The organism is Paracoccus acridae, assembly GCF_014642735.1.
Lineage (GTDB): Bacteria > Pseudomonadota > Alphaproteobacteria > Rhodobacterales > Rhodobacteraceae > Paracoccus > Paracoccus acridae.
Genome location: NZ_BMIV01000031.1, coordinates 1 through 19,178, shown reverse-complemented (window position 1 = coordinate 19,178; position 19,178 = coordinate 1). Strand labels below are relative to the sequence as shown.

The following is a 19,178-nucleotide window of genomic DNA, read 5'->3' as shown; positions in this document are numbered from 1 at the left end:
AGGCATCGAGACCGTAAACATGATCCGCAAAGGTCAGTTCAGGCCGAGTTGCGTCCGTTCCAGCAGTTCTGCCAGTTGGCTGCCTAAATCCAAAAGTGCTGCGGGCGGTCTATATCTTGTCCGGCGGTTTGCGAAAGAGCCGCGGCCCTGACGGGATCCAGGGATGTAAATACCGCCGCCACGGCAAGCATGGACAAACGGACCGGGCCCGCGTTTCCTCACCACCCATAATGGAGAGGGAAAACCATGCCGCGTGAGGTTACCATAACGGCCTGCCAGTATCTGGTGCGGGAAATCAGCAGCTTCGAGGACATGGCGGCGCGGGTCCGCGCGTTTCTGGACCAGGCAGGCGGCTCGGACATCGCGATCTTTCCCGAACTGTTCACCATCGAGCTTTTCACGACGCTGCCCGCGTGGCGGGACCGGCCGATTGCCGAGCTGGTCAGGATCGCTGAGCATACCGAGGCCTATCACGAGCTTTTCCGGTCCGAGGCCAGGCGCCGCGGCCAGTTCATCGCCGCAGGCTCGCATCTCGAAGAGGTCTCGGCAGGGCGGTACGAGAACATCGCCCATCTCTTCGGGCCGGATGGAGAGCATTACAGGCATTCAAAGACCCACATCTTCCCTGCCGAGGCGAACTGGTCCACCTCCGAGGGCGACAGGATGGAGGCCTTCGAATTGCCCTTCGCAAAGGTGGGCTTCAACATCTGCTATGAAGCCGAGATCCCCGAATGTGCGGCCGCGCTTGCCGAACAGGGGGTCGAGCTGATCCTGACGCCCTCGGCCACCTTTACCGAACAAGGCTTCTGGCGCGTGAGGCATTGCGCACAATCGCGCTGCATCGAAAACCAGGTGTACCAGGTCCATTGCTGCCTTGGCGGACAGCCTGGCGCTCCCCTGCCCAACGGATGGGCGCGCAGCTCTATCCTGGGTCCCTGCGACATGGCCTGGGACAATCCGGCAGGCATCATCGCGGAAGCACAAATCAACGTGGAAATGGCGGTCACCGGCACGATCAACCTCGATCTGCTCCACGAGAACCGCGCAAGCGGTGCCGCCACGACCTTCAAGGATCGTCGCCGTCGGGCTAGGCTTTACCGCAACTGGCCGTCGCATCTTTGACGCTGATGGCTGGACCAGGTGTATCCCAATATGGCGGAGGACAAAGGATTGCGCTCAGTTGGGGCATTGGGTCCGACGCTTATTCATACCGTGGCTTTGGGTTCAACCGGCCGTCATCTTGGGAGGCGTACTATCCTGATGAGCCCTCTCTTGTCACCGAAGGCCATGCCGTTCCAGGCACGCCAGCACGGCTTTGGCGATCTGACGGGCGGCATTAGCCTCGAGATGGAGGTGATGGTCGCCGGCAAGCTGGAGTTTCTCGTAGTTCGAGACAAGGTTCTCAGCCCGTCGCACCAGACCGGCAAACTTGGGGCGGGACTGCAGGATACCCTTGGTGGCCCAGATGTTCAGGATCGGACACCGGATCGCCTGCAGAACGTCGTCGACCTGGCTCTGCGTCAGCTTGATGGCGGAACTGGCAAATAGCCGTGGATCACCGCGCATCCGGAATCCCTCAGGCGTTTCCTCAAGGGCTCGGCCGGCAAGCGCCTCTGCAGTCCCAACGGAATTGCCCTGCTTCACACGGCGGGTGATGTAGGCATCCCGGTCCTTGAAGATTCTCGCTGGACGCTCGGCTTGGCTACGCGTCTGCTGGAAGAACGCCCGCAGCGTGGCAACGACGCTGTCTTTGGTGGGCTCTGGCACCAGTGAGTCCAAGGCGACAAAGGCCCGGGCCCTTTCGGGCAGCGCTGCTGCAAGCAGCGCAGAGATGTTTGCGCCGCGGGAATGACCCAGAAGAACACAGTCCTGCCAGCCAAGCTGATCCAGCACTCCGACGATCTGGGGAAGATCATCCCAGATGTTGTATGTGGCATGGGCTGCGCGATGGCCGCTGTGGCCCTGCCCGCTCAGGTCCAGGGCCATCACATGGCAGCCGTGCAGGAGCGGCGCCAGGATCTGGAAGCTGCCAGCATGGTCCATCCATCCATGCAGCGCCAGCACAGGCGTTCCGTAGTCCGGTCCCCACGCAAGTCCGGTCAAGGGAAGGTCGTCTATCACCCAGTAACGCTCTCGGGGGTTTGTCATGCTCTCTCTTGATGGCTGCATTCTGCAATCTGACGGGGCCACCAGTTCCATCATCTGGTGGATCGGATTGCCCGATCAGGCTACGGCCGCAACAGCAGGTTTCGAACCAGAAACAGCTGACGTGGAGCGGCGTATGTCCGCAGGTGTGGGCTCACGCGGACAACCATAGCCGTATGGGACGAAACCGCAATCGAGCGGCATTGAACCATGGGCCGCCATGTGCGGGCGAAATTGCTACGGATGCAGGTCATGGCGCCGGCATGTCAGGGCCAGCCTTGTTCCTTGCAGAGACTTTGGGATCAAGGCCTTTAAATCGTCCACGCAGTACCAGTGTTATGGATCCTAGAGGTATCAGCAAAGGAAAATGCTTCATCAGCTTTCTCCGAAAGCCCACCTCTGTCCAACTCCCAATACTGGGACACTGCTGGCAGCGTTCTTTTATGGCTCAAACGCATTTTGATTTCGATATGCCCGCCAAGCTACAGTGAGCTTGGCGGGCAAGAGCTAGGCGATCTAGCCTTTGATGTATACGACATGAGTCGTGGTGAATTCATAGAGTCCATGCTTGCCGTCCGCCCCGCCGATGCCCGACTTGCGGCGGCCTGCGTGGAAACCTTGCATTGCCTCAAAGTTCTCGCGGTTGATATAGGTCTCCCCGAACTTCAGCTCGCGCGCGGCCTGCATGGCCGAGTTCAGGTCGCGGGTATAGATCGACGAGGTGAGGCCATAGTCGCTGTCATTGGCCAGTGAGATCGCCTCGTCGAGGCTGTCCACGATCTGGATGGGCAAGACGGGGCCGAAAGTTTCGTGGCGCATGATGTCCATCTCAGCCGTCGCTCCGGTGATCAGCGTTGGCTTGTAGTGGAACCCCTGCCCCAGATCCGCATGATCCCCGCCCGTGACCACCGTCGTCCCTTGCTGGCGTGCCATTTTCACGGCCTCGGCGACCTTGTCCAGGCCGGCCTGGTTGATCAGTGGACCCATGTGTAGGTCGTCCTCTACCGAGGGGTCGCCATAGCGGGTTTCCTCAAACAGAGTCTTCAGCTTTTCGACTAGGGCATCGTGGACTTCGCGTTCGACATAGACGCGTTCTGCGCAGTTGCAGACCTGGCCCGTGTTGATCACGCGCGAAGCATGGATCGCTTGGGCCGCCAGATCCAGATCGGCGTCCTTCAGCACGATGGCCGGTGCCTTTCCGCCTAGTTCCAGGTTCACCTTAGTCAGGTTGCGGCCTGCCACCTGCATGATGTGAGAGCCAGTCGCCACGCTTCCGGTGAAGGTGATCAGGTCGATTCCGGGATGCGCGATCAGCGCCTCACCCGCCGTGCGCCCGCGCCCGCCGACCAGGTTGAAGACGCCTTTCGGCAAATCGGTTTCAGCCAGTAGTTCGGCGAACAGATAGGCATTCAGCGGAGTTTCTTCGCTGGGCTTGATGACAATGGTGTTTCCGGTCACCAGCGCCGGCGCCATTTTGCGCGCGATCAGAAAGAACGGAAAGTTCCAGGGCAGCACCCCCGCCACGACGCCCAGTGGCTTTCGTAGCAAAAGCATGGTCTCATTCGGACGGTCCGAGGTCAGCACCTCACCTTCGATCCGGCGCGCCCACTCGGCCATGTAGTCGATGTAATCGGCAGTGAAATCGACCTCGACCTGGGCAAGGCTGCGGATCTTCCCCTGTTCCTTGACAATGACGTCGGCTAATTCGACGCGATGTTCGCGGACCTTGGCCGAGATCTGCCGCAGAAAGCCTGCGCGTTCGATGGCGGGCAGCTTTTCCCAATCGCCTTGCGCGGCGCGCGCGGCCCTGACCGCGGCGTCCACTTCGGCGGCTGAAGTTTCCGGGATGCGGCCCAGAAGCGCGCCGGTCGCGGGGTTAGTCACCTCGATCATCTCGCCGCTGGCGGCAGTGAAGGCGCCATCGACATAGTTGCGGTAATCCTGCGGCTTCTCGGAGAAGCCGTTGGAAATCTTGCGGGTCATGCTGTGATCCTCCATTCAGCAAGTCGGATAGTGGCCAGGGCCACGACACCGGCTTTCGGGTGTTGCAAGGCCTTCACCAACGAAGGCCGGATGTCTGTCTCAAGACCGCCTACGGCCTGAGAACGGTTTTCCGGCTGATCGCGCCCGTGTCCCAACCTGCCTTTTGGTCTGCGTGCCGCGCGCTGATCCCTGCGGCAGCGCGGCCGTATTTCGGGCGCAGCCGGGCGATGTCGAAGACAGCCGGATCGACCGAGGGCGTATCGGACGTGATCAGATCCGCCATCAGCTGCCCGGCCCCCGGCCCGATGCCGAAGCCATGCCCCGAGAAGCCCGAGGCCAGATAGAAGCCGGGGCGGGTATGGACCGGGCTGATCACCGGGATTGCATCCGGGGTGGCATCCATCACGCCGCCCCATTCGCGCAGCACCCGCGCCTTGGCAAAGCCCGGAAAGGCCCGCGTCAGATTGCGCAAGGCGGCGCGGGTAAAGGCGCTGCTGGATGGCGGATCCATGGTACGGATTGCCTCGAACGGCGACTGCTGATCGGGACGCCATTTGCGCCTGGTCATCAGTTCTTCAAAGAAGGTGCCGTTGAAGCGCAGGCTCAGTTCGCGCCAAGTGGTCAGGAAGGTGGGGAAGAACTCCGTCAGCAGGCGGAAGTGATCGGGCGTCAGCGGAGCCAGATTCTTGTTGCGCACCGCCACGGTAAAGCTGCCGTCGATGCGTTTTCGATAGGCGAAATCGCCCGCCCCTACCGGCATGTCGGTCAGCCCCTCGACGCCATCGACATGCGCGACCGGACCAATCACCTTCAGTTGCGGAAAATCGATGCCCATGTTGCCGGCAAACAGCCGCGACCAGATGCCTCCTGCCAGCACCACCGAGGAGCAGCGGATCTCGCCTCGCTCGGTCACAACCGAGGATACCCGACCCGCACTGGTCTCTACCGCGCGCACGGCGCAATTCGTCAGGATATGAGCGCCTTTCTCGCGCGCGGCCTCGGCCATCGCGGGAACCGCGATCCAGGGTTCCGCCCGCCCGTCCGAGCCGGTGTGCAGCACGCCAAGAATACCGCCATTGTTGCCGGGCAGCTTCTCGGCGATTTCGGCCTGGCTCAGCATGCGGGCATCCAACCCGTGGCGTTTGCCGATTTCGGCCCAGTTGAGCCAGCCCTTCAGATCGCGCCTGGTATAGGACAGATAGGCGATGCCGGTCCGCCGCCAACCGGTGTCACGACCAATCCGGTTATTCATCTGCGACCAGAGCGTGACCGAATGCATGCACAAAGGCAGTTCGCGTTCGTCGCGACCCATCTGGCGGGTCCAGCCCCAGTTGCGGCTGGATTGTTCGCCCGCGATCACACCCTTTTCGCAGACAGCCACCGAAACGCCGCGTTCGGCCAGTTCCAGCGCGGTGGTGATCCCGATGATGCCACCACCGATCACCACCACATCGACGGCTTTCGGAAGGGTGCTGTCGCCGGTGAAAGGCGTGACGGGAACAGAGATCTTGGTCATTTTCCTGCTTCTCGGATGGTGGAGGCAAGGGAGGTCACAGCGATTCCGCCCCGGTCTCGAGAATGAAATGGTCCGGGGAAACCTGCGTGTAGTGCTGCGCCGGTCGGCGGTAATCAGGCGGGCGGATCGGGCTTTTCAGTTCCGTCACCGGGACGGCGCCACGCTGATTGCGACGGGCGGGATCGGGGACCGGCACCGCCGACAGCAGCCGCCTGGTATAGGGATGACGCGGATTGCCGAAGATCTCGGCCCGTGGGCCGATCTCGACGATCTGGCCCAGATACATCACCGCGATACGGTGGCTGATGCGTTCCACCACCGCCATGTCATGACTGATGAACAGGAAGCCCAGGCCCATCTCGGCCTGAAGATCCATCATCAGGTTGACGACCTGGGTCTTCATGGTGACATCCAGCGCGGAAACCGCCTCATCGGCCACGATGACCTTGGGTTTCATCACCAAGGCACGCGCCACGCAGATCCGCTGCCTTTGCCCGCCGGAAAACTCGTGCGGAAAGCGGTCCGCCATCTCGGCCTTCAGTCCCACGCGGTCCAGCAGCTGGGCGGCAATTTCTCTTTCCTGGGCGCGCGGCACGGTGCCGTGGATGCGCAGGGGCTCGGTGATCGCTTCGCCCACCCGAAGCCGAGGGTTCAGGCTGGCATAGGGATCTTGGAAGATCATCTGGATGTCATGGGCACGCTCGGCCGCTGACACGCGGTCCAGCTTGCGCCCCGCGATGACCACCTCGCCCTCGTCGCGGGGATGCAGGCCGGTGATAAGCTTGCCGGTCGTGGATTTGCCGCAGCCGCTTTCGCCGACGATCGACAGCGTCTCTCCGCGCCGCAAGGTGAGGTTCACTCCCTCGACCGCGTGGACGCGCGCTGTCACCCGCTTCAACAGCTTGGACTGGATCGCGAAACGCTTGCTCAGATCCTTCACCTCAAGAAGCGGCGGCTGATCGGCTTGCAGCGTATCGGGACGCTCTGCGGGCGGTGACATCCGGCCCTCGGCGATGTCGAAGACCGGATAGGGCGTGGGCGCATCAATCCCCGCCATCGACCCCGGCCGGGGCACCGCCGACAGAAGCGCGCGGGTATAGGTCTGCGAGGGTGCATCGAAGATCTGCGTCGTCGTGCCGGCCTCGATCACGTCACCATGATACATGACAAGGGTGCGGTCGGCGACTTCGGCCACCACGCCCATGTCATGGGTGATGAAAATCACGCCCATGCCACTTTCGGCCTGAAGCTCCTTGATCAGGTCCAGAACCTGCGCCTGGATCGTCACATCCAGCGCTGTCGTGGGCTCGTCGGCGATCAGCAGGTCGGGCTGACATGCCAGGGCCGCCGCGATCATCACCCGCTGGCGCATCCCGCCCGAAAATTGGTGCGGATAATCGTCGAAGCGCCCGGCGGCCGAGGGAATGCGAACGCGGTCCATCATCGCCAATGCCTCGGCTCTTGCCTGGGCCCTGCCGATCCGGCGGTGCATCAGGATGGATTCCGCGATCTGCGCCCCGATGGTCATTACCGGGTTCAAGCTGGTCATTGGCTCCTGGAAGATCATCGAGATGCGGTCGCCCCGGATCCTTTCCATCCGACGCTCATCCAGGGTCAGAAGATCGGTGCCCTGGAACTCCACCCGCCCGGTGATGCGCGATGTCGCGCGGGGCAGCAGCTGCATCAGCGCCATTGATGTCACGCTCTTGCCCGAGCCGCTTTCGCCGACGATCGCCAGTGTCTCGCCACCGGCGACGGAAAAGCTCACGTCGCGCACCACATCGCGGTAGCCTGGGCCGGTCTGGAAGCCCACGGTCAGGTTCGACACCTGCAACAGCGGGGTTCTGGCCTTTGTCATGTCCTTCATCCCTCTCATGCGCCCGAGCCGTTGCGGGGATCGAAGACATGGCGCAGGTGATCGCAGAAGGCGTTCAGCACCAGCACCAGAACAACCAGCGCCATGCAGGGGGCAAACAGAAGCCAGGGCTGATCGGCAAATGTGGCCCGGGCCGAGCCGATCATCATCCCCAGCGAAGGTTCCGGCGGCAGGACGCCAAGGCCCAGATAGGAAAGACCCGATTCCAGCACCACCGACATGACGACGACAAAGCTGAACTGCACGAACAGCGGTCCGGCGATGTTGGGCAGGATGGTGCGAAAGATGATGCGCGGCGCCGATGCCCCCATCAGCTTGACCGCATCGACATATTCCTGGCCGCGCACCGTCATCACACTGGCATGGGCCACGCGGGTGAAGCTGGGCACGAAGACCAGTGCCAGCACCGGTACCAGCGTTTTCGGCCCGGCGCCATACAGCGTGGCAGCCAGCATGGCCAGCAGCAGCGGCGGAAAGCACAGGATCACATCCATCACCCGCAGCGACAGCGCCTCGGATATGCCGCGCACATAGCCCGCGACGATGCCAATGGTGACGCCGATGATCGCCGCCAGCAGCGCCGCCCCGCCCGAGATGACAATGGCAGAGCGCATGGCATGGATCAGCCGGGACATCAGGTCGCGGCCATATTCGTCCTGTCCCAGCAGATGCGCAGCCGACGGGCCTGCATAACGTGCATCGACATCGATGGCCAAGGGATCCGGCAGGGGAAACAGGGGCAGGATGAAGGCTAGGGCCAGGATAGCCAGCAGAAGGATGCCCGGCGGGCTTTTGAAGGCTTTTTTCATTTGCGCACCCTCGGATCGGTTAAGCCATAGATGACATCGACCAACAGGTTCAGCCCGATGTAGAAGGCCGAGACGACAACGATCACTCCGGTCACCACGGGATAGTCGCGGGCATTGACGCCGGCGACCAGCATCCCCGACAGGCCCGGCCAGTTGAACACGGTCTCGACCAGCACGGTCCCGGCCAGAAGGCCCCCCAGCTGCAGGGCAAAGACGGTGATGACCGGCATCAGCGCATTGCGCAGCGCGTGGCGGATGATGACGCGGCGGGCAGGCACGCCCTTGGCGCGCGCGGTGCGGATGAAGTCTAGGGGCAGAACATCCAGCATCGAGGCGCGGGTGATGCGGAAAACGATGGCCGACAGGCCAAGGGCGATGGTGGCCGCAGGCAGGATCAGCAGCATCATGTGCCGCCCCGGATCCCGGCCGAAGGGGGTGAAGCCGCCGGCAGGCAGCCAACCGAGCACCGTTGCGAACAAGATCACGAACAAGGTGCCAAGGACGAAAACCGGAATTGACTGCGCGGTTCCGGCCAGCAGGGCGGCGATGCGGCTGAAAAGGCTGCGCGGACGCAGGGCCGACAGAACCCCCGCCGGAATCCCGATCAGCAGGCTGAGGATCCCCGCCGCCCCGATCAGTTCCAGCGTACGCGGCAGGCGACGCATCACCTCTTGGCCGACCGGGCTGCCATCCACGATGGATGTTCCCAGATCACCCTGCAACAGATCGCCCATCTTCCGGGTATATTGCTCTAGCATGGGGCGGTTCAGCCCCAGTTCCTCGCGCAGCATTTCGACCATGATCGGATCGGGCGAACCGCCATCCTGGGCCAGCAGCAGTTCAGCCGGATCACCAGGCACGAAGTTGATGGACAGGAAGACCAGTGAGATGACCACCCAGAGCATCAGCAGGCTCTGGGCCACGCGTCGAAGGAACCATCCCATCAGGCCGCCTTTCGTTTGCAGAAATCAGTGGATGCGGGCGCGCGGCAGGCACGCGCCCGGCGGGCAGTCCCTGTCCGGGATCAGCTCAGGTTCAGCTTGTCGAACAGCACCGAAGAAAAGGGCGATAGCTGGTCGGGCAGCATCGTCAGCCCGGTCACCTCCTTGCGGCAGGCAAATCCCGTCGCGCGGTAGCAGATGCCTGCAACCGGCGTGGCAGCGGCGACCAGTTCGTCTGCCTGGCGGTAAATCTCGATCCGCCTGGCTTCGTCCAGTTCGGACCGGCCCGCTTCCAGAAGCTCGCTCAGGCCTTCGACCTCGAAGCCGCGGCTGCGCAGGTAGGTAGGCGAAAGGCTGGGGTCGATCAGCGTGGTGACGCCATCGGGATCAAGGTTGTCAAGGCCGATGCCCTGGACCCCGAAATCACCCACGCCCTTGGTGCCAAGGTTCACCTTGGTCGCCCAGTCGGGCATGGTCAGGTTCACCTTGATGCCGATCTCGGCCAGTTGGGCCTGCACCAGCACGGCGACGTCGCGGTGCATGGAATATTGCGAGGTGGAAAGAAGGCTGACCTCCAGCCCGTTCTCGTAACCTGCCTCTTTCAGCAAAGCCTTGGCCTTGTCCGGGTCATAGCCCCAGATACTGGCCAGAGCCTCGTTGTAATAGGGCGAGGAAGGGCTGCGCGGCAGGCCGGTCATCTCGGCTCCATAGCCAAAGAACACCGACTCCACGAATTCGTCGCGCCGCAGGCCAAGCGCCACCGCCTGGCGCAGCCGGGGATCGGCAAAGACACCCGATCCGTTGAAGCTGAGATACATGAAGGCGCCCGCATCAACCTTGTGCAGATCCAGCGCCTCGTCCTCATCGACGGCGGCCATGGCAGACCAGGGGACATAGTCGATCAGATCGACATCGCCCGCCTTCAGCGCTGCCACGCGCGCGCTTTCATCGACATAGGGCGTGATCGTAATGCCCTTAAGGGGCGGCAGGCCTTCCTTGTAGTAATGCTTGTTCGGCTCCAGGTCGATCGAGACGCCCTTCTCGGCATAGCCGATGAGATAGGGGCCGGCACCGATACCCTGTTCCTCGTCGTCGGTGGAATCCGCCTTCAGGATCGACAGGAAGGGATAGGCCATCAGCGCAGGCACGGTCGCCAGGGGCGCATCGGTCATGATGCGGAAGCTGCGCTCATCCACAACCTCGATGCCGGTGATCGGCTTCAGTGCGTCGAACATGTAAGCACCCGAGCCGTCGCTGGCGATTTGCGCCAAGGTCCATTCCACATCGGCCGCCGTCACGGGGCTTCCATCGTGGAACTTCGCATCCCGCAGGGTGAACAGCCAGCTTGTGGGCGTGTCGTTGGTCCAGCTTTCGGCCAAGTCTCCGACCAGTTGCCCGGCTTCGTCATAGTTGATGAGGTTGCGGTTGATCAGCGCGCACAGAAGATGGCCCGAGTAGCCGACGTTCACCCAGGGACGCAGGTGCGGCGGATAGGTGGAAAGGCCGATTCGAAGCACTTCGGTGCCTTGCGCCTGGGCAAAGCGGCCGCCAAGCGCCACAAGCGCTGCCGAGGCGGTCGCGACCTGCAAGAGGCTGCGTCTATTCAGTTTCATGCGATAGCTTCCCTGCTTTTCTGCCCGCCAGATGTGGAAGGTGTTCCATTATAGCCGTCTGGTCGGCACCTCAGCGCCTCCATCGACCGGGATTGAGGCTGACGTTAGCGACTCAGCTTTCGACCGGTCAAGAATATTCTATCTATCAGATGTGAAAATTATTATAGTTCTCATTATAGGAATATGAGGAAGGATTTGACGCTGTTCTTGCCTGCTTCACAGCTACAACCCAGCACTTTATTCCTATAAACAGAACTAATTAACTAAGTTGTGCCGATTTTGAGAATAGTGTTGACCTGAAGCAATTTTGGCGCCTGATATGCCGTGGAGATCGGCAGGACACGCGGCTCGATATGGATCTTCTTTCGCGGGCCACCAGATCAATCCGCCGATCACGGACAAGACGCCCAACAGAGCGGGGATTTCATTGATGACTTGGCGTATCGGCGTGGATTCTGGCGGCACCTTCACGGATGTCTGCCTGTTCAACGACACCACTGGCGAGGTGGTGATCTGGAAGGTTTCCTCGACGCCCGACGATCCTTCGCGCGGCATTACCCAGGGCGTGACCGAAGGGCTTGAACGTGTCGGCACAGAAGCCGGCGAGATCGGCTTTCTGGGCCATGGCACCACGGTTGCCACCAATGCCCTCATCCAGGGACGCGGCGTGAAGACCGGCCTTGTGACCACCGACGGCTTCCGCGACCTTCTGGAAATCGGCCGCCAGAAGCGCCCCGATCTTTACGATCTGCAAGCCAACAAGCCGGAAACGCTGGTCAGCCGCGACCTTCGCCTAGGGATCAGGGAGCGCCTGCGCGCCGATGGCAGCGTGGAAGAGGCACTGGACGAGGATGCCTTCCGCGACGCGATCCGCGAGTTGAAGGCCGAAGGCGTGAAATCCATCGCCGTGTCGTTCCTTTACAGCTTTCTCAACGACGCACACGAGCGCCGAGCCGCCGCGATCATCGCCGAGGAGTTCCCCGAGGCGTTCACCGCAGTGTCCTCTGCCATCGCGCCAGAATTCCGCGAGTTCGAGCGGCTTTCCACCACGGTGGTGAATGCCTATCTCGGTCCGGTCATGCAGGGCTATGTCCGCGCGCTAAAAAAGAAGCTTTTCGACATCGGCGTGAAGGTCGCACCGCAGTTGACCCAGTCGAACGGCGGGGTCATCGCCTTTGATACCGCTTCCGAAATGCCCGTGCGCACGGTGCTTTCCGGCCCCTCGACCGGGGTGGTTGCCGCGCAGGCCATCGGCAAGATGACCGGCATCGAGAACCTCATCACTTTCGATATGGGCGGCACATCCTCGGACGTGGCGCTGTTGACCAACGGCAGTTGCCGCGTTGTCAACGAGGCAGTGGTCCATGGCTATCCGCTGAAGGTGCCGATGCTTGACATCCATACCGTGGGTGCGGGCGGCGGCTCGATCGCCTATGTCGATAACGGCGGGCTTCTGAAAGTCGGTCCTCGCAGTGCCGGCGCCAATCCCGGCCCGGCCTGCTATGGTCTTGGCAATGATGAGCCGACCGTGACCGATGCCAACGTGGTCCTTCAGACCCAGAACCCGGAATATCTGCTGAACGGCCGGATGAAGATCGACCGCAACCTTTCGGTCGCCGCGATCCAGAAGCTGGCCGACAGGCTGGGCATGGAGATGCTGCAAACCGCCAATGGCATCCTCGACATCGTCATCGCCAACATGGCCAAGGCGATCCGGGTGATCTCGGTCCAGCGTGGCCACGATCCGCGCGACTATACGCTGGTGGCCTTCGGGGGCGCAGGCCCGGTTCAGGCTGCGCGTCTGGCGCGTGAACTGGGGATGAGCCGCGTGCTGATTCCTCGAACTCCGGGCGTGCTTTGCGCCATGGGCCTGCTGATGACCGATCTGCGGTCGGATTTCTCGATCACCAATCTGATGCGGCTGGATGATGCCACGATCGAAGGCGTAGGGGCGATCTATGCCGAATTGACTGAGCGCGCGGGCGCCTGGTTCGCATCGGAGGGCATTGTTCCCGATGCCCGCCAGGTGACCCTGACCGTCGATGTCCGCTATGCCGGGCAGAACTATGAAATTCCCGTCATTCTGCCAGAAGGACCGATCACCCAGGCCACTTTCGAGGCGATCCGGGCGGGCTTCCTCGCCGCGCACAAGCAGCTTTACGGCTTCATCGCTGAAGGCGAGCCGATGCAGTTGGTGACTTTCCGCGCCGCAGCCGCCGGTCTGGTGCAAAAGGCCGAATTCGCGCCGCAACCGCTGGAAGGCGCCGATGCCTCGGCCGCCATCACCGGCGCGCGTCCGGTTTGGATGGTGGAGGCAGGCGATTTCGTGGAGGCGAAGCTTTATGACCGCGCCCTGCTGAAAGCCGGGAACGTCGTCGCGGGTCCCGCGATCATCGACCAGATGGACACCACCACTGTCGTGCCGCTGGGCCAGACTGCAACCGTAGATGCCTATCTCAACCTCATCCTGGAGGCCGCGAAGTGAATATGGCGACGCGTATGAAACTGAACCCCATCACAGTCGAGGTCATCGGCTCGGCCTTCGCCTCCACCGTCGAGGAAATGGGCGAGGCGTTGGTGCGCGCCTCCTATTCCACCAATATCAAGGAACGCCGCGACTGCTCGACTGCACTTTTTGATGCACAGGGCCGCATGCTCTGCCAGGCCGAGCATATTCCGATGCACCTGGGCAGCTTCATCGGCTTCATCCCCTGGATCCTGCGCCATTTCGGAGAGGACCGCATCGAACAGGGCGATGTCTTCATGGGCAATGATGCCTATGAGGGCGGCGGAACCCATCTGCCCGACATCGTCATCGCCGAGCCGATCTTCGTCGAAGGCAAGCTGGTGGCCTGGGCGATCAACACCGCCCATCATTCGGACTTTGCCGACCGCGGCCATGCCCATATCTATCAGGAAGGACTGCGCATCCCGCCGGTCCGTCTTTATCGCAAGGGCGAGCTGCAGGAGGATATCCAGCGCATGTTCCTTCTGAACTGCCAGGTGCCTGCCGAGCGGATCTCGGACCTGCGCGCCCAGATCGCGGCCAACCGGCTGGGCGTCATCCGCATGACAGATCTTTGCGCCAAATACGGCTTGGACATGGTTCTGGCTGCGGGCGAGGATCTGATGGATTACGCCGAGCGCAAGATGCGTGCGGGCATCAAGGCGATCCCGGATGGCGTTTATCGCTTCTCGGATACCTTCGACAGCGAGGCGCTGGAAGTACCGCTTGATCTTTCGGTCACCATCGAGGTGAAGGATGACCAGATCAGCTTCGATTTCGTCAGCCCGCCGCAGGTCGCCGCAGGTCTGAACGTAGTCTATACCGCGCTGCTGGCCACCGTCTATTACGCGATCAAGACCGTGGTCGATCCGACGATCCTGCCGAATGCGGGTCTTGCCCGCCCGATCACCGTCAATGCGGTGGAGGGCACGCTGCTGAACTGCGCCCATCCAGCGGCCGTGGATGGCCGGATCACCGCCTGCCAGCGGGTCGTGGACCTGATCCATGGCGCCTTGGCCCAAGTGGTGCCTGACCGGGTGACGGCAGCCTCGAACGGCTCGGTTGCGGTGGCAAGCTTCAACGGCAGACGCGAGGATGGCTCGCTCTGGGTTTATCTTGAAACCATCGGCGGCGGCTTTGGCGCGCGCCACAACAAGGATGGTCTGGACGGCGTGCATGTCCACATGACCAACACCTCGAACCTGCCAGTCGAGGCCTTGGAAAACGAATACCCGATCACCCTGCGCCGCTATGAACTGGTGGATGGGTCGGGTGGCGACGGCACCTTCGTCGGCGGCATGGGTCTGCGCCGGGTCTATCGCGCCGAAAAGGCCTGCCGCGTGCAGGTGATGGGCGCACGGCTGACCTCGCAGCCTTGGGGTCTTGAGGGCGGCAAGCCGGGTGCTTCGGGCCATTTTACCCTGAACGGGATCCGGAACGGCTTTGAGCGCGCTTCGGTCGATCTGGCACCCGGAGATGTGCTGGAAATCGTCACCCCTGGCGCGGGCGGCTATGGCGATCCGGCCCTGCGCCTGGATGATCTGCGGGCACGCGACCTGCGCGAAAAGCGCTTCGTCTGATCGTTCGAAAAGCTTGACTTGCCCGCCATTCCAACCAATCCCGAAAGGGTGGGTGGATTGGCGGGCAAAACGCCGCCTAGCAGGAGAAGTCCTTGGCCAAACAATCGTCTTCGAATGCCGGACGCGCGGCCGAGATCCTGATCCTTCTGGGGCAGGCTGGGCGGCGCGGCATGGCGCTGGCAGCCTTGGCCGAAGCCACGGATGAGGCGAAATCCTCGGTCCATCGAACACTTGTCGCCTTGGCCGATCACGGACTGGTAGTGCAAAGCGGCAATCGCGGCAACTATCGGCTGGGTGCAGGCACCTATGCGCTTGCCCTGCGCAGCCCCGGCCTGAATGAAATTGTCGCCTCCTATCGTCCCGCCCTGATCGAGATCACCGCCAGCACCCAGCTTTCCACCTATCTGATGGCAAGATCCGGGTTGGAGACGGTCTGTCTGGATTATCAGAACGGCCAGATCGCCGCTCAGCCTTATGTCAGCGGCATTGGCGGGCGGATCCCCTTGGGCGTCGGGGTTTCGGGGTCGTGCATCCTGGCGCAAATGGATGCCCGCAGCCGCGAGCGCTGCCTGTCGCTGAACAAGGACACCCTGGCCGACTGGGGCATTCCCCTCAGTCTGATCGAAGAAGAGGTTGAGAGCTTCAAACTGCATGGCTTCGTGCGCGGCATCCGCCGCAGTGCCGGGATCGAAAGCCTTACCCTCACCGTTCCGCTGGTCGATGATGACTTGCGCGGGATGGAAGCCGCTATTTCTCTGATGGCGCCGCTGAACATGCTGGACGAGGCGGCAGAGCAAAAGGCTGTTGCCACCATGCAGGCGGCGATTGCCGAGGCCCGTCGTCAGGCCGAGATCGCGCCTCGCGCAGAGGGTAGTCAGGTTGTGCGCGCTCCGTTTTGACGCGCCCTTTCCTCCCGCAAGAGGTGCTGCTTGCCCGCTCCGCCCGCTATCTCAGCAACGCCGGGGATTTTCTACCGGCAGAAAGGACATCAGATGACTCGTGTGGCGATGATTTCCGGTGCGTCGCGCGGCATAGGTGCGGCAATCGCCTTGCGCCTGCAGGCGCAAGGCTGGCAGGTTAGTCTTGGCCTGCGACGCCCCGAGGAGGCGCCCGTTTTCGGTCCAGAGGTGCTTGCCTGCCGCTATGATGCCCTTGACCCCGCGTCCGAGCAGCAGTGGATGAAGGAAACGATAGCCTGTTTCGGTCGCTTGGACGGCCTGGTGCTGAATGCCGGCATCCACAGCAGCGCCAACGTGCTGGAGGCAGGCGGCGACGAATTTGACCGGTTGATGGACGTAAATGTAAAATCACCCCTACGGCTTGCCCAACTGGCTTGGCCGCATCTTGGCGAAACCGGGTCCGAAAAGCTGCAGGCTGGGCGGATCGTCCTCATGTCCTCACTTTCTGGCAAAAGGGTGAAATCCGCAGGTTCGGGACTCTATGGCATCTCGAAATTTGCCTTGATGGGGCTGGCGCATGGCCTGCGCCAATGCGGCCGCGATAACCGCATCCGCACTACGGCGATCTGCCCCAGCTTTGTCGCCACCGACATGGCGTCAAGCCTGGCCGCCGACAGCACTGCCCTGACCCAGCCCGAGGATATCGCTTGTATCGTTGCCATGGTGTTGGAACTGCCCTCCACCGCCTCTATCGCCGATATTCCGGTTCATTGGACGGTTGAGGATTGCTACTGACGAGATCACCTATACGGTTTCGGTTTAAGGTGGACCTTCATTGATTCAGTAAGATAACTTTCCACCTCGTTAGCCTGCGCGATGAACAGGATTATCAAACGCCGAACTCACGTATCGGGGACTTGGGTGTTTCAGGTGGGAAGCCTTCAGCACCCGCAAAGGCATCTGTAGGGAGAGCAAACGGTTCGAGGAGCGAACATCCTCACAAGCACGTCTGATAGCCGTCTTGAACTGGCCCCCAATTCGACCGGACACTTGGGCATAACCATGGAGGCTTAGGCATATGCCTAAGCACGTGCTTATGTCAGAGATCGAAATCATCACCGATGGCGGCCGTCGGCGCCGTTGGACTGCCGCCGAGAAGCTGCGGATCGTCGAGGAGACGCTGGATGGACAGGCCAGCATCTCGGTCGTGGCGCGGCGCAATGGCGTGGCGCCAAACCTGTTGTATCGTTGGCGGCGTCTGATGCTGGAAGGGGGAAGCGTCGCGGTGACCGAAGACGACGATGTGACCAGCAATCGCGTGGTTCGCGAGATGGAAAGCCGCATCCGTGAACTTGAGCGCCAGCTTGGCCGCAAGACGCTGGAGGCAGAGATCTTGCGGGAAGCCCTGGACAAGTCACGGGTAAAAAAACCGACCTTGCTCGCGGGGTCGCCATTGAAGGGCGGTTTCCAGTGAAGGCGGTGGCCGAGATGTTGGGGGTTTCCCGCTCCAACCTGGTCAACCGGCTGCAGGGCAAAGCGAAGCCGCGGCGGCGCTACTATAAAGCGCAAGACGCGGCGTTGGTGCCGCTCATCACAGCACTCGTGGCGGCGCGGCCGACCTATGGCTACCGTCGCATCACCGCAATCCTGAACCGCCAACTGCGATCGGAAGGCTTGGCGCCGTGCAATCACAAGCGCACATACAGGATCATGAAAGCACACAACCTGCTGCTGGCCCGCAAGTATTGCGAGCGGCCGCAGCACATCCATGACGGCAAGGTCATCGTGATGCGCTCGAACCTCCGCTGGTGTTCAGATGGCTTCGAGTTCGCCTGCTGGAACGGCGACATCGTCCGCGGCGCCTTCATCATTGACGCTCATGATCGCGAGATCATCGCCTGGAGAGCAGTGGTCAATGCCGGGATCAGCGGGTCCGACATCCGCGACATCATGCTCGAAGCCGTGGAGCGGCGGTTCAAGGCACTGCGCGCGCCAGCGACAATCGAGATGCTGACCGACAATGGGCCGCCTTACATCGCAAAGGATACCCAGATCTTCGCCCGTCAACTCGGGCTGAAGCCCTGCTTCACGCCGATCCGCAGCCCGCAGAGCAACGGCATCTCGGAGGCATTCGTGAAGACGCTCAAGCGCGACTATGTTAAACCCCGGCTGGCCGGGTTAGGCAGTTCCCTCAAAGAAAACAACAAGGGGCAGTATCGACATGTTCAAGATCGGTTTCGCAGTTCTGGCAATGACGGCAGCACTGGCAGGATGCGCGGGAGGCTACAACAACCCAACGGACAGTGCCGCAGTCCGAACCGTTGGTGGGGCAGCCGCAGGTGCGCTTGTGGCAGACGCGGTAGGGGGCTCGAAGACCAAGGGCGCCTTGATCGGCGCCGTCGCGGGCGGTTTGTCCTGCGCCTCGGGAACCTGCCACTGAGGCCCGCCCGAACGGTCCAGGCCAAGCCGCATGACTTGGCTCTTCCCGCTCATCGTGAAGACGGCTGTGAGGGCGAGACGATCCTCCAGCCTGCGTTATACAGGAACCGGTTCGATCAAGGACGATCTTATTGACCGCAAATCTCCCGGTTGCGGAACGGGCGAGCGCAAGCCACGAGTATGCGTCCGGCAACAATGCCCAGCCCGACGCCCGTGAGGTCCGCCACCCAATCCGCAAAACTGCAGTCACGCCCCACAAAAGGCTGGATGATCTCGATCAGTCCACCGAAGGCTGCATAGACCGGAACGGCAACGACCAGCCAGCCGGGCCTGAGCGTGGCTATTGGAAGCGCTAGCCCTGCAAAGGCGAGGGCATGATAGATCTTGTCCGCATGCTCGATCGAACCCAGGGAGGGCGCCGTGACGGGTGTCAGTGTCAGCAGCGCAATGATCGCTACCATCAGCACCGAAAGGCCGATGGCCAGTTTTGACTGTATTTGCATGAATGCCTTGTGTTGAGCGGAGTTCAACGGGGTCGCATTGGAGAGAACTGCCCACAAGGGCAGCGGCGGCTTGTTCACTACCGGACTCGCGCTGTAGTGTCACCAGCCGCGAGGCCAAGGGTGCCGGCAAGATGACGCACGACTTCTTGTGCAAGCCCTTCATCTGCTGCAGCCCTGCCAGCGGTTCTCAAGACGTTGCAGCGATGCCCCGCTGAACATTTCGGCCGCTTTCGGATACCCGGATCAGCGTCTATCAGGCCGCTTGGGTCGTGTCTCGGAAGTGGTGGAAATTTGAAGGCGGCGTAATCTCCGGGTGAACTGACACCCACCCAACCGGCGGCGCCAACCGCCAGGGAGATCACGCCATG

The 19,178-nt window shown here is 62.0% G+C and carries 13 protein-coding genes and 1 pseudogene; 6 read left to right on the top strand and 8 right to left on the bottom strand.

Annotated elements, in window-relative coordinates; translation table 11 throughout:
- The first annotated feature begins 246 nt into the window (after positions 1 to 246).
- Positions 247 to 1,122 (top strand): carbon-nitrogen hydrolase family protein, encoded by an 876-nt coding sequence (locus tag IEX25_RS18685; RefSeq protein WP_188717163.1) that lies wholly within the window; start codon positions 247 to 249, stop codon positions 1,120 to 1,122.
- Between the two features lie 153 nt (positions 1,123 to 1,275).
- On the opposite strand, the gene IEX25_RS18680 is transcribed toward IEX25_RS18685, so the two are convergent.
- The 7 genes from IEX25_RS18680 to IEX25_RS18650 all read right to left on the bottom strand — a co-directional run bounded on the left by IEX25_RS18680 (position 1,276) and on the right by IEX25_RS18650 (position 10,883).
- Positions 1,276 to 2,121, bottom strand: a complete 846-nt coding sequence (locus tag IEX25_RS18680) for an alpha/beta fold hydrolase (RefSeq protein WP_229665457.1) — start codon at positions 2,119 to 2,121, stop codon at positions 1,276 to 1,278.
- Positions 2,122 to 2,661: 540 nt separating this feature from the next.
- Entirely contained in the window at positions 2,662 to 4,128 is a 1,467-nt protein-coding gene (gene aldA, locus IEX25_RS18675; RefSeq protein WP_188717161.1) for an aldehyde dehydrogenase, read from the bottom strand.
- A gap of 109 nt (positions 4,129 to 4,237) precedes the next feature.
- On the bottom strand, positions 4,238 to 5,644 hold the full coding sequence (locus IEX25_RS18670; protein ID WP_103173631.1) for an NAD(P)/FAD-dependent oxidoreductase: 1,407 nt from the start codon (positions 5,642 to 5,644) through the stop codon (positions 4,238 to 4,240).
- A 34-nt stretch (positions 5,645 to 5,678) separates the two neighbouring features.
- Entirely contained in the window at positions 5,679 to 7,502 is a 1,824-nt protein-coding gene (locus IEX25_RS18665; protein ID WP_188717159.1) for an ABC transporter ATP-binding protein, read from the bottom strand.
- 14 nt (positions 7,503 to 7,516) lie between these two features.
- A complete protein-coding gene (locus IEX25_RS18660) occupies positions 7,517 to 8,329 on the bottom strand; it encodes an ABC transporter permease (protein ID WP_103173632.1) in 813 nt (270 codons plus the stop codon).
- Positions 8,326 to 9,273: an ABC transporter permease gene (locus IEX25_RS18655; RefSeq protein WP_103173633.1), complete on the bottom strand. Its 948-nt coding sequence runs from the start codon at positions 9,271 to 9,273 to the stop codon at positions 8,326 to 8,328. The genes IEX25_RS18660 and IEX25_RS18655 overlap by 4 nt, the downstream gene beginning before the upstream one ends.
- Before the next feature lie 80 nt (positions 9,274 to 9,353).
- Positions 9,354 to 10,883: an ABC transporter substrate-binding protein gene (locus IEX25_RS18650; RefSeq protein WP_103173634.1), complete on the bottom strand. Its 1,530-nt coding sequence runs from the start codon at positions 10,881 to 10,883 to the stop codon at positions 9,354 to 9,356.
- Between the two features lie 430 nt (positions 10,884 to 11,313).
- Here IEX25_RS18650 and IEX25_RS18645 point away from each other — a divergent pair, with 430 nt between their 5' ends.
- From IEX25_RS18645 to IEX25_RS18625, 5 genes and pseudogenes are all read left to right on the top strand, one after another.
- Complete coding sequence (locus tag IEX25_RS18645; RefSeq protein ID WP_103173635.1) at positions 11,314 to 13,368, top strand: hydantoinase/oxoprolinase family protein; 2,055 nt, start codon at positions 11,314 to 11,316, stop codon at positions 13,366 to 13,368.
- 14 nt (positions 13,369 to 13,382) lie between these two features.
- The gene (locus IEX25_RS18640) at positions 13,383 to 14,969 is read left to right on the top strand and encodes a hydantoinase B/oxoprolinase family protein (RefSeq protein WP_205049037.1); all 1,587 of its coding nucleotides are present in this window, start codon (positions 13,383 to 13,385) and stop codon (positions 14,967 to 14,969) included.
- A 92-nt stretch (positions 14,970 to 15,061) separates the two neighbouring features.
- A complete protein-coding gene (locus IEX25_RS18635) occupies positions 15,062 to 15,868 on the top strand; it encodes an IclR family transcriptional regulator (RefSeq protein ID WP_188717157.1) in 807 nt (268 codons plus the stop codon).
- A 93-nt stretch (positions 15,869 to 15,961) separates the two neighbouring features.
- Positions 15,962 to 16,663: an SDR family NAD(P)-dependent oxidoreductase gene (locus IEX25_RS18630; protein WP_188717155.1), complete on the top strand. Its 702-nt coding sequence runs from the start codon at positions 15,962 to 15,964 to the stop codon at positions 16,661 to 16,663.
- A 283-nt stretch (positions 16,664 to 16,946) separates the two neighbouring features.
- Positions 16,947 to 18,031, top strand: a pseudogene (locus IEX25_RS18625) (IS3 family transposase); the annotation flags it as partial.
- Positions 18,032 to 18,435: 404 nt separating this feature from the next.
- On the opposite strand, the gene IEX25_RS18620 reads toward IEX25_RS18625, so the two are convergent.
- Positions 18,436 to 18,810, bottom strand: a complete 375-nt coding sequence (locus IEX25_RS18620) for a VanZ family protein (protein ID WP_188717153.1) — start codon at positions 18,808 to 18,810, stop codon at positions 18,436 to 18,438.
- Positions 18,811 to 19,178 lie beyond the last annotated feature (368 nt).

Bases quoted from the DNA above. Each gene is read 5' to 3' on its own strand.
- IEX25_RS18685 (WP_188717163.1), top strand. From the start codon at position 247: ATGCCGCGTGAGGTTACCATAACGGCCTGCCAGTATCTGGTGCGGGAA.
- aldA (WP_188717161.1), bottom strand. From the start codon at position 4,128: ATGACCCGCAAGATTTCCAACGGCTTCTCCGAGAAGCCGCAGGATTAC.
- IEX25_RS18670 (WP_103173631.1), bottom strand. From the start codon at position 5,644: ATGACCAAGATCTCTGTTCCCGTCACGCCTTTCACCGGCGACAGCACC.
- IEX25_RS18665 (WP_188717159.1), bottom strand. From the start codon at position 7,502: ATGACAAAGGCCAGAACCCCGCTGTTGCAGGTGTCGAACCTGACCGTG.
- IEX25_RS18660 (WP_103173632.1), bottom strand. From the start codon at position 8,329: ATGAAAAAAGCCTTCAAAAGCCCGCCGGGCATCCTTCTGCTGGCTATC.
- IEX25_RS18655 (WP_103173633.1), bottom strand. From the start codon at position 9,273: ATGGGATGGTTCCTTCGACGCGTGGCCCAGAGCCTGCTGATGCTCTGG.
- IEX25_RS18650 (WP_103173634.1), bottom strand. From the start codon at position 10,883: ATGAAACTGAATAGACGCAGCCTCTTGCAGGTCGCGACCGCCTCGGCA.
- IEX25_RS18645 (WP_103173635.1), top strand. From the start codon at position 11,314: ATGACTTGGCGTATCGGCGTGGATTCTGGCGGCACCTTCACGGATGTC.
- IEX25_RS18640 (WP_205049037.1), top strand. From the start codon at position 13,383: ATGAAACTGAACCCCATCACAGTCGAGGTCATCGGCTCGGCCTTCGCC.
- IEX25_RS18630 (WP_188717155.1), top strand. From the start codon at position 15,962: ATGACTCGTGTGGCGATGATTTCCGGTGCGTCGCGCGGCATAGGTGCG.
- IEX25_RS18620 (WP_188717153.1), bottom strand. From the start codon at position 18,810: ATGCAAATACAGTCAAAACTGGCCATCGGCCTTTCGGTGCTGATGGTA.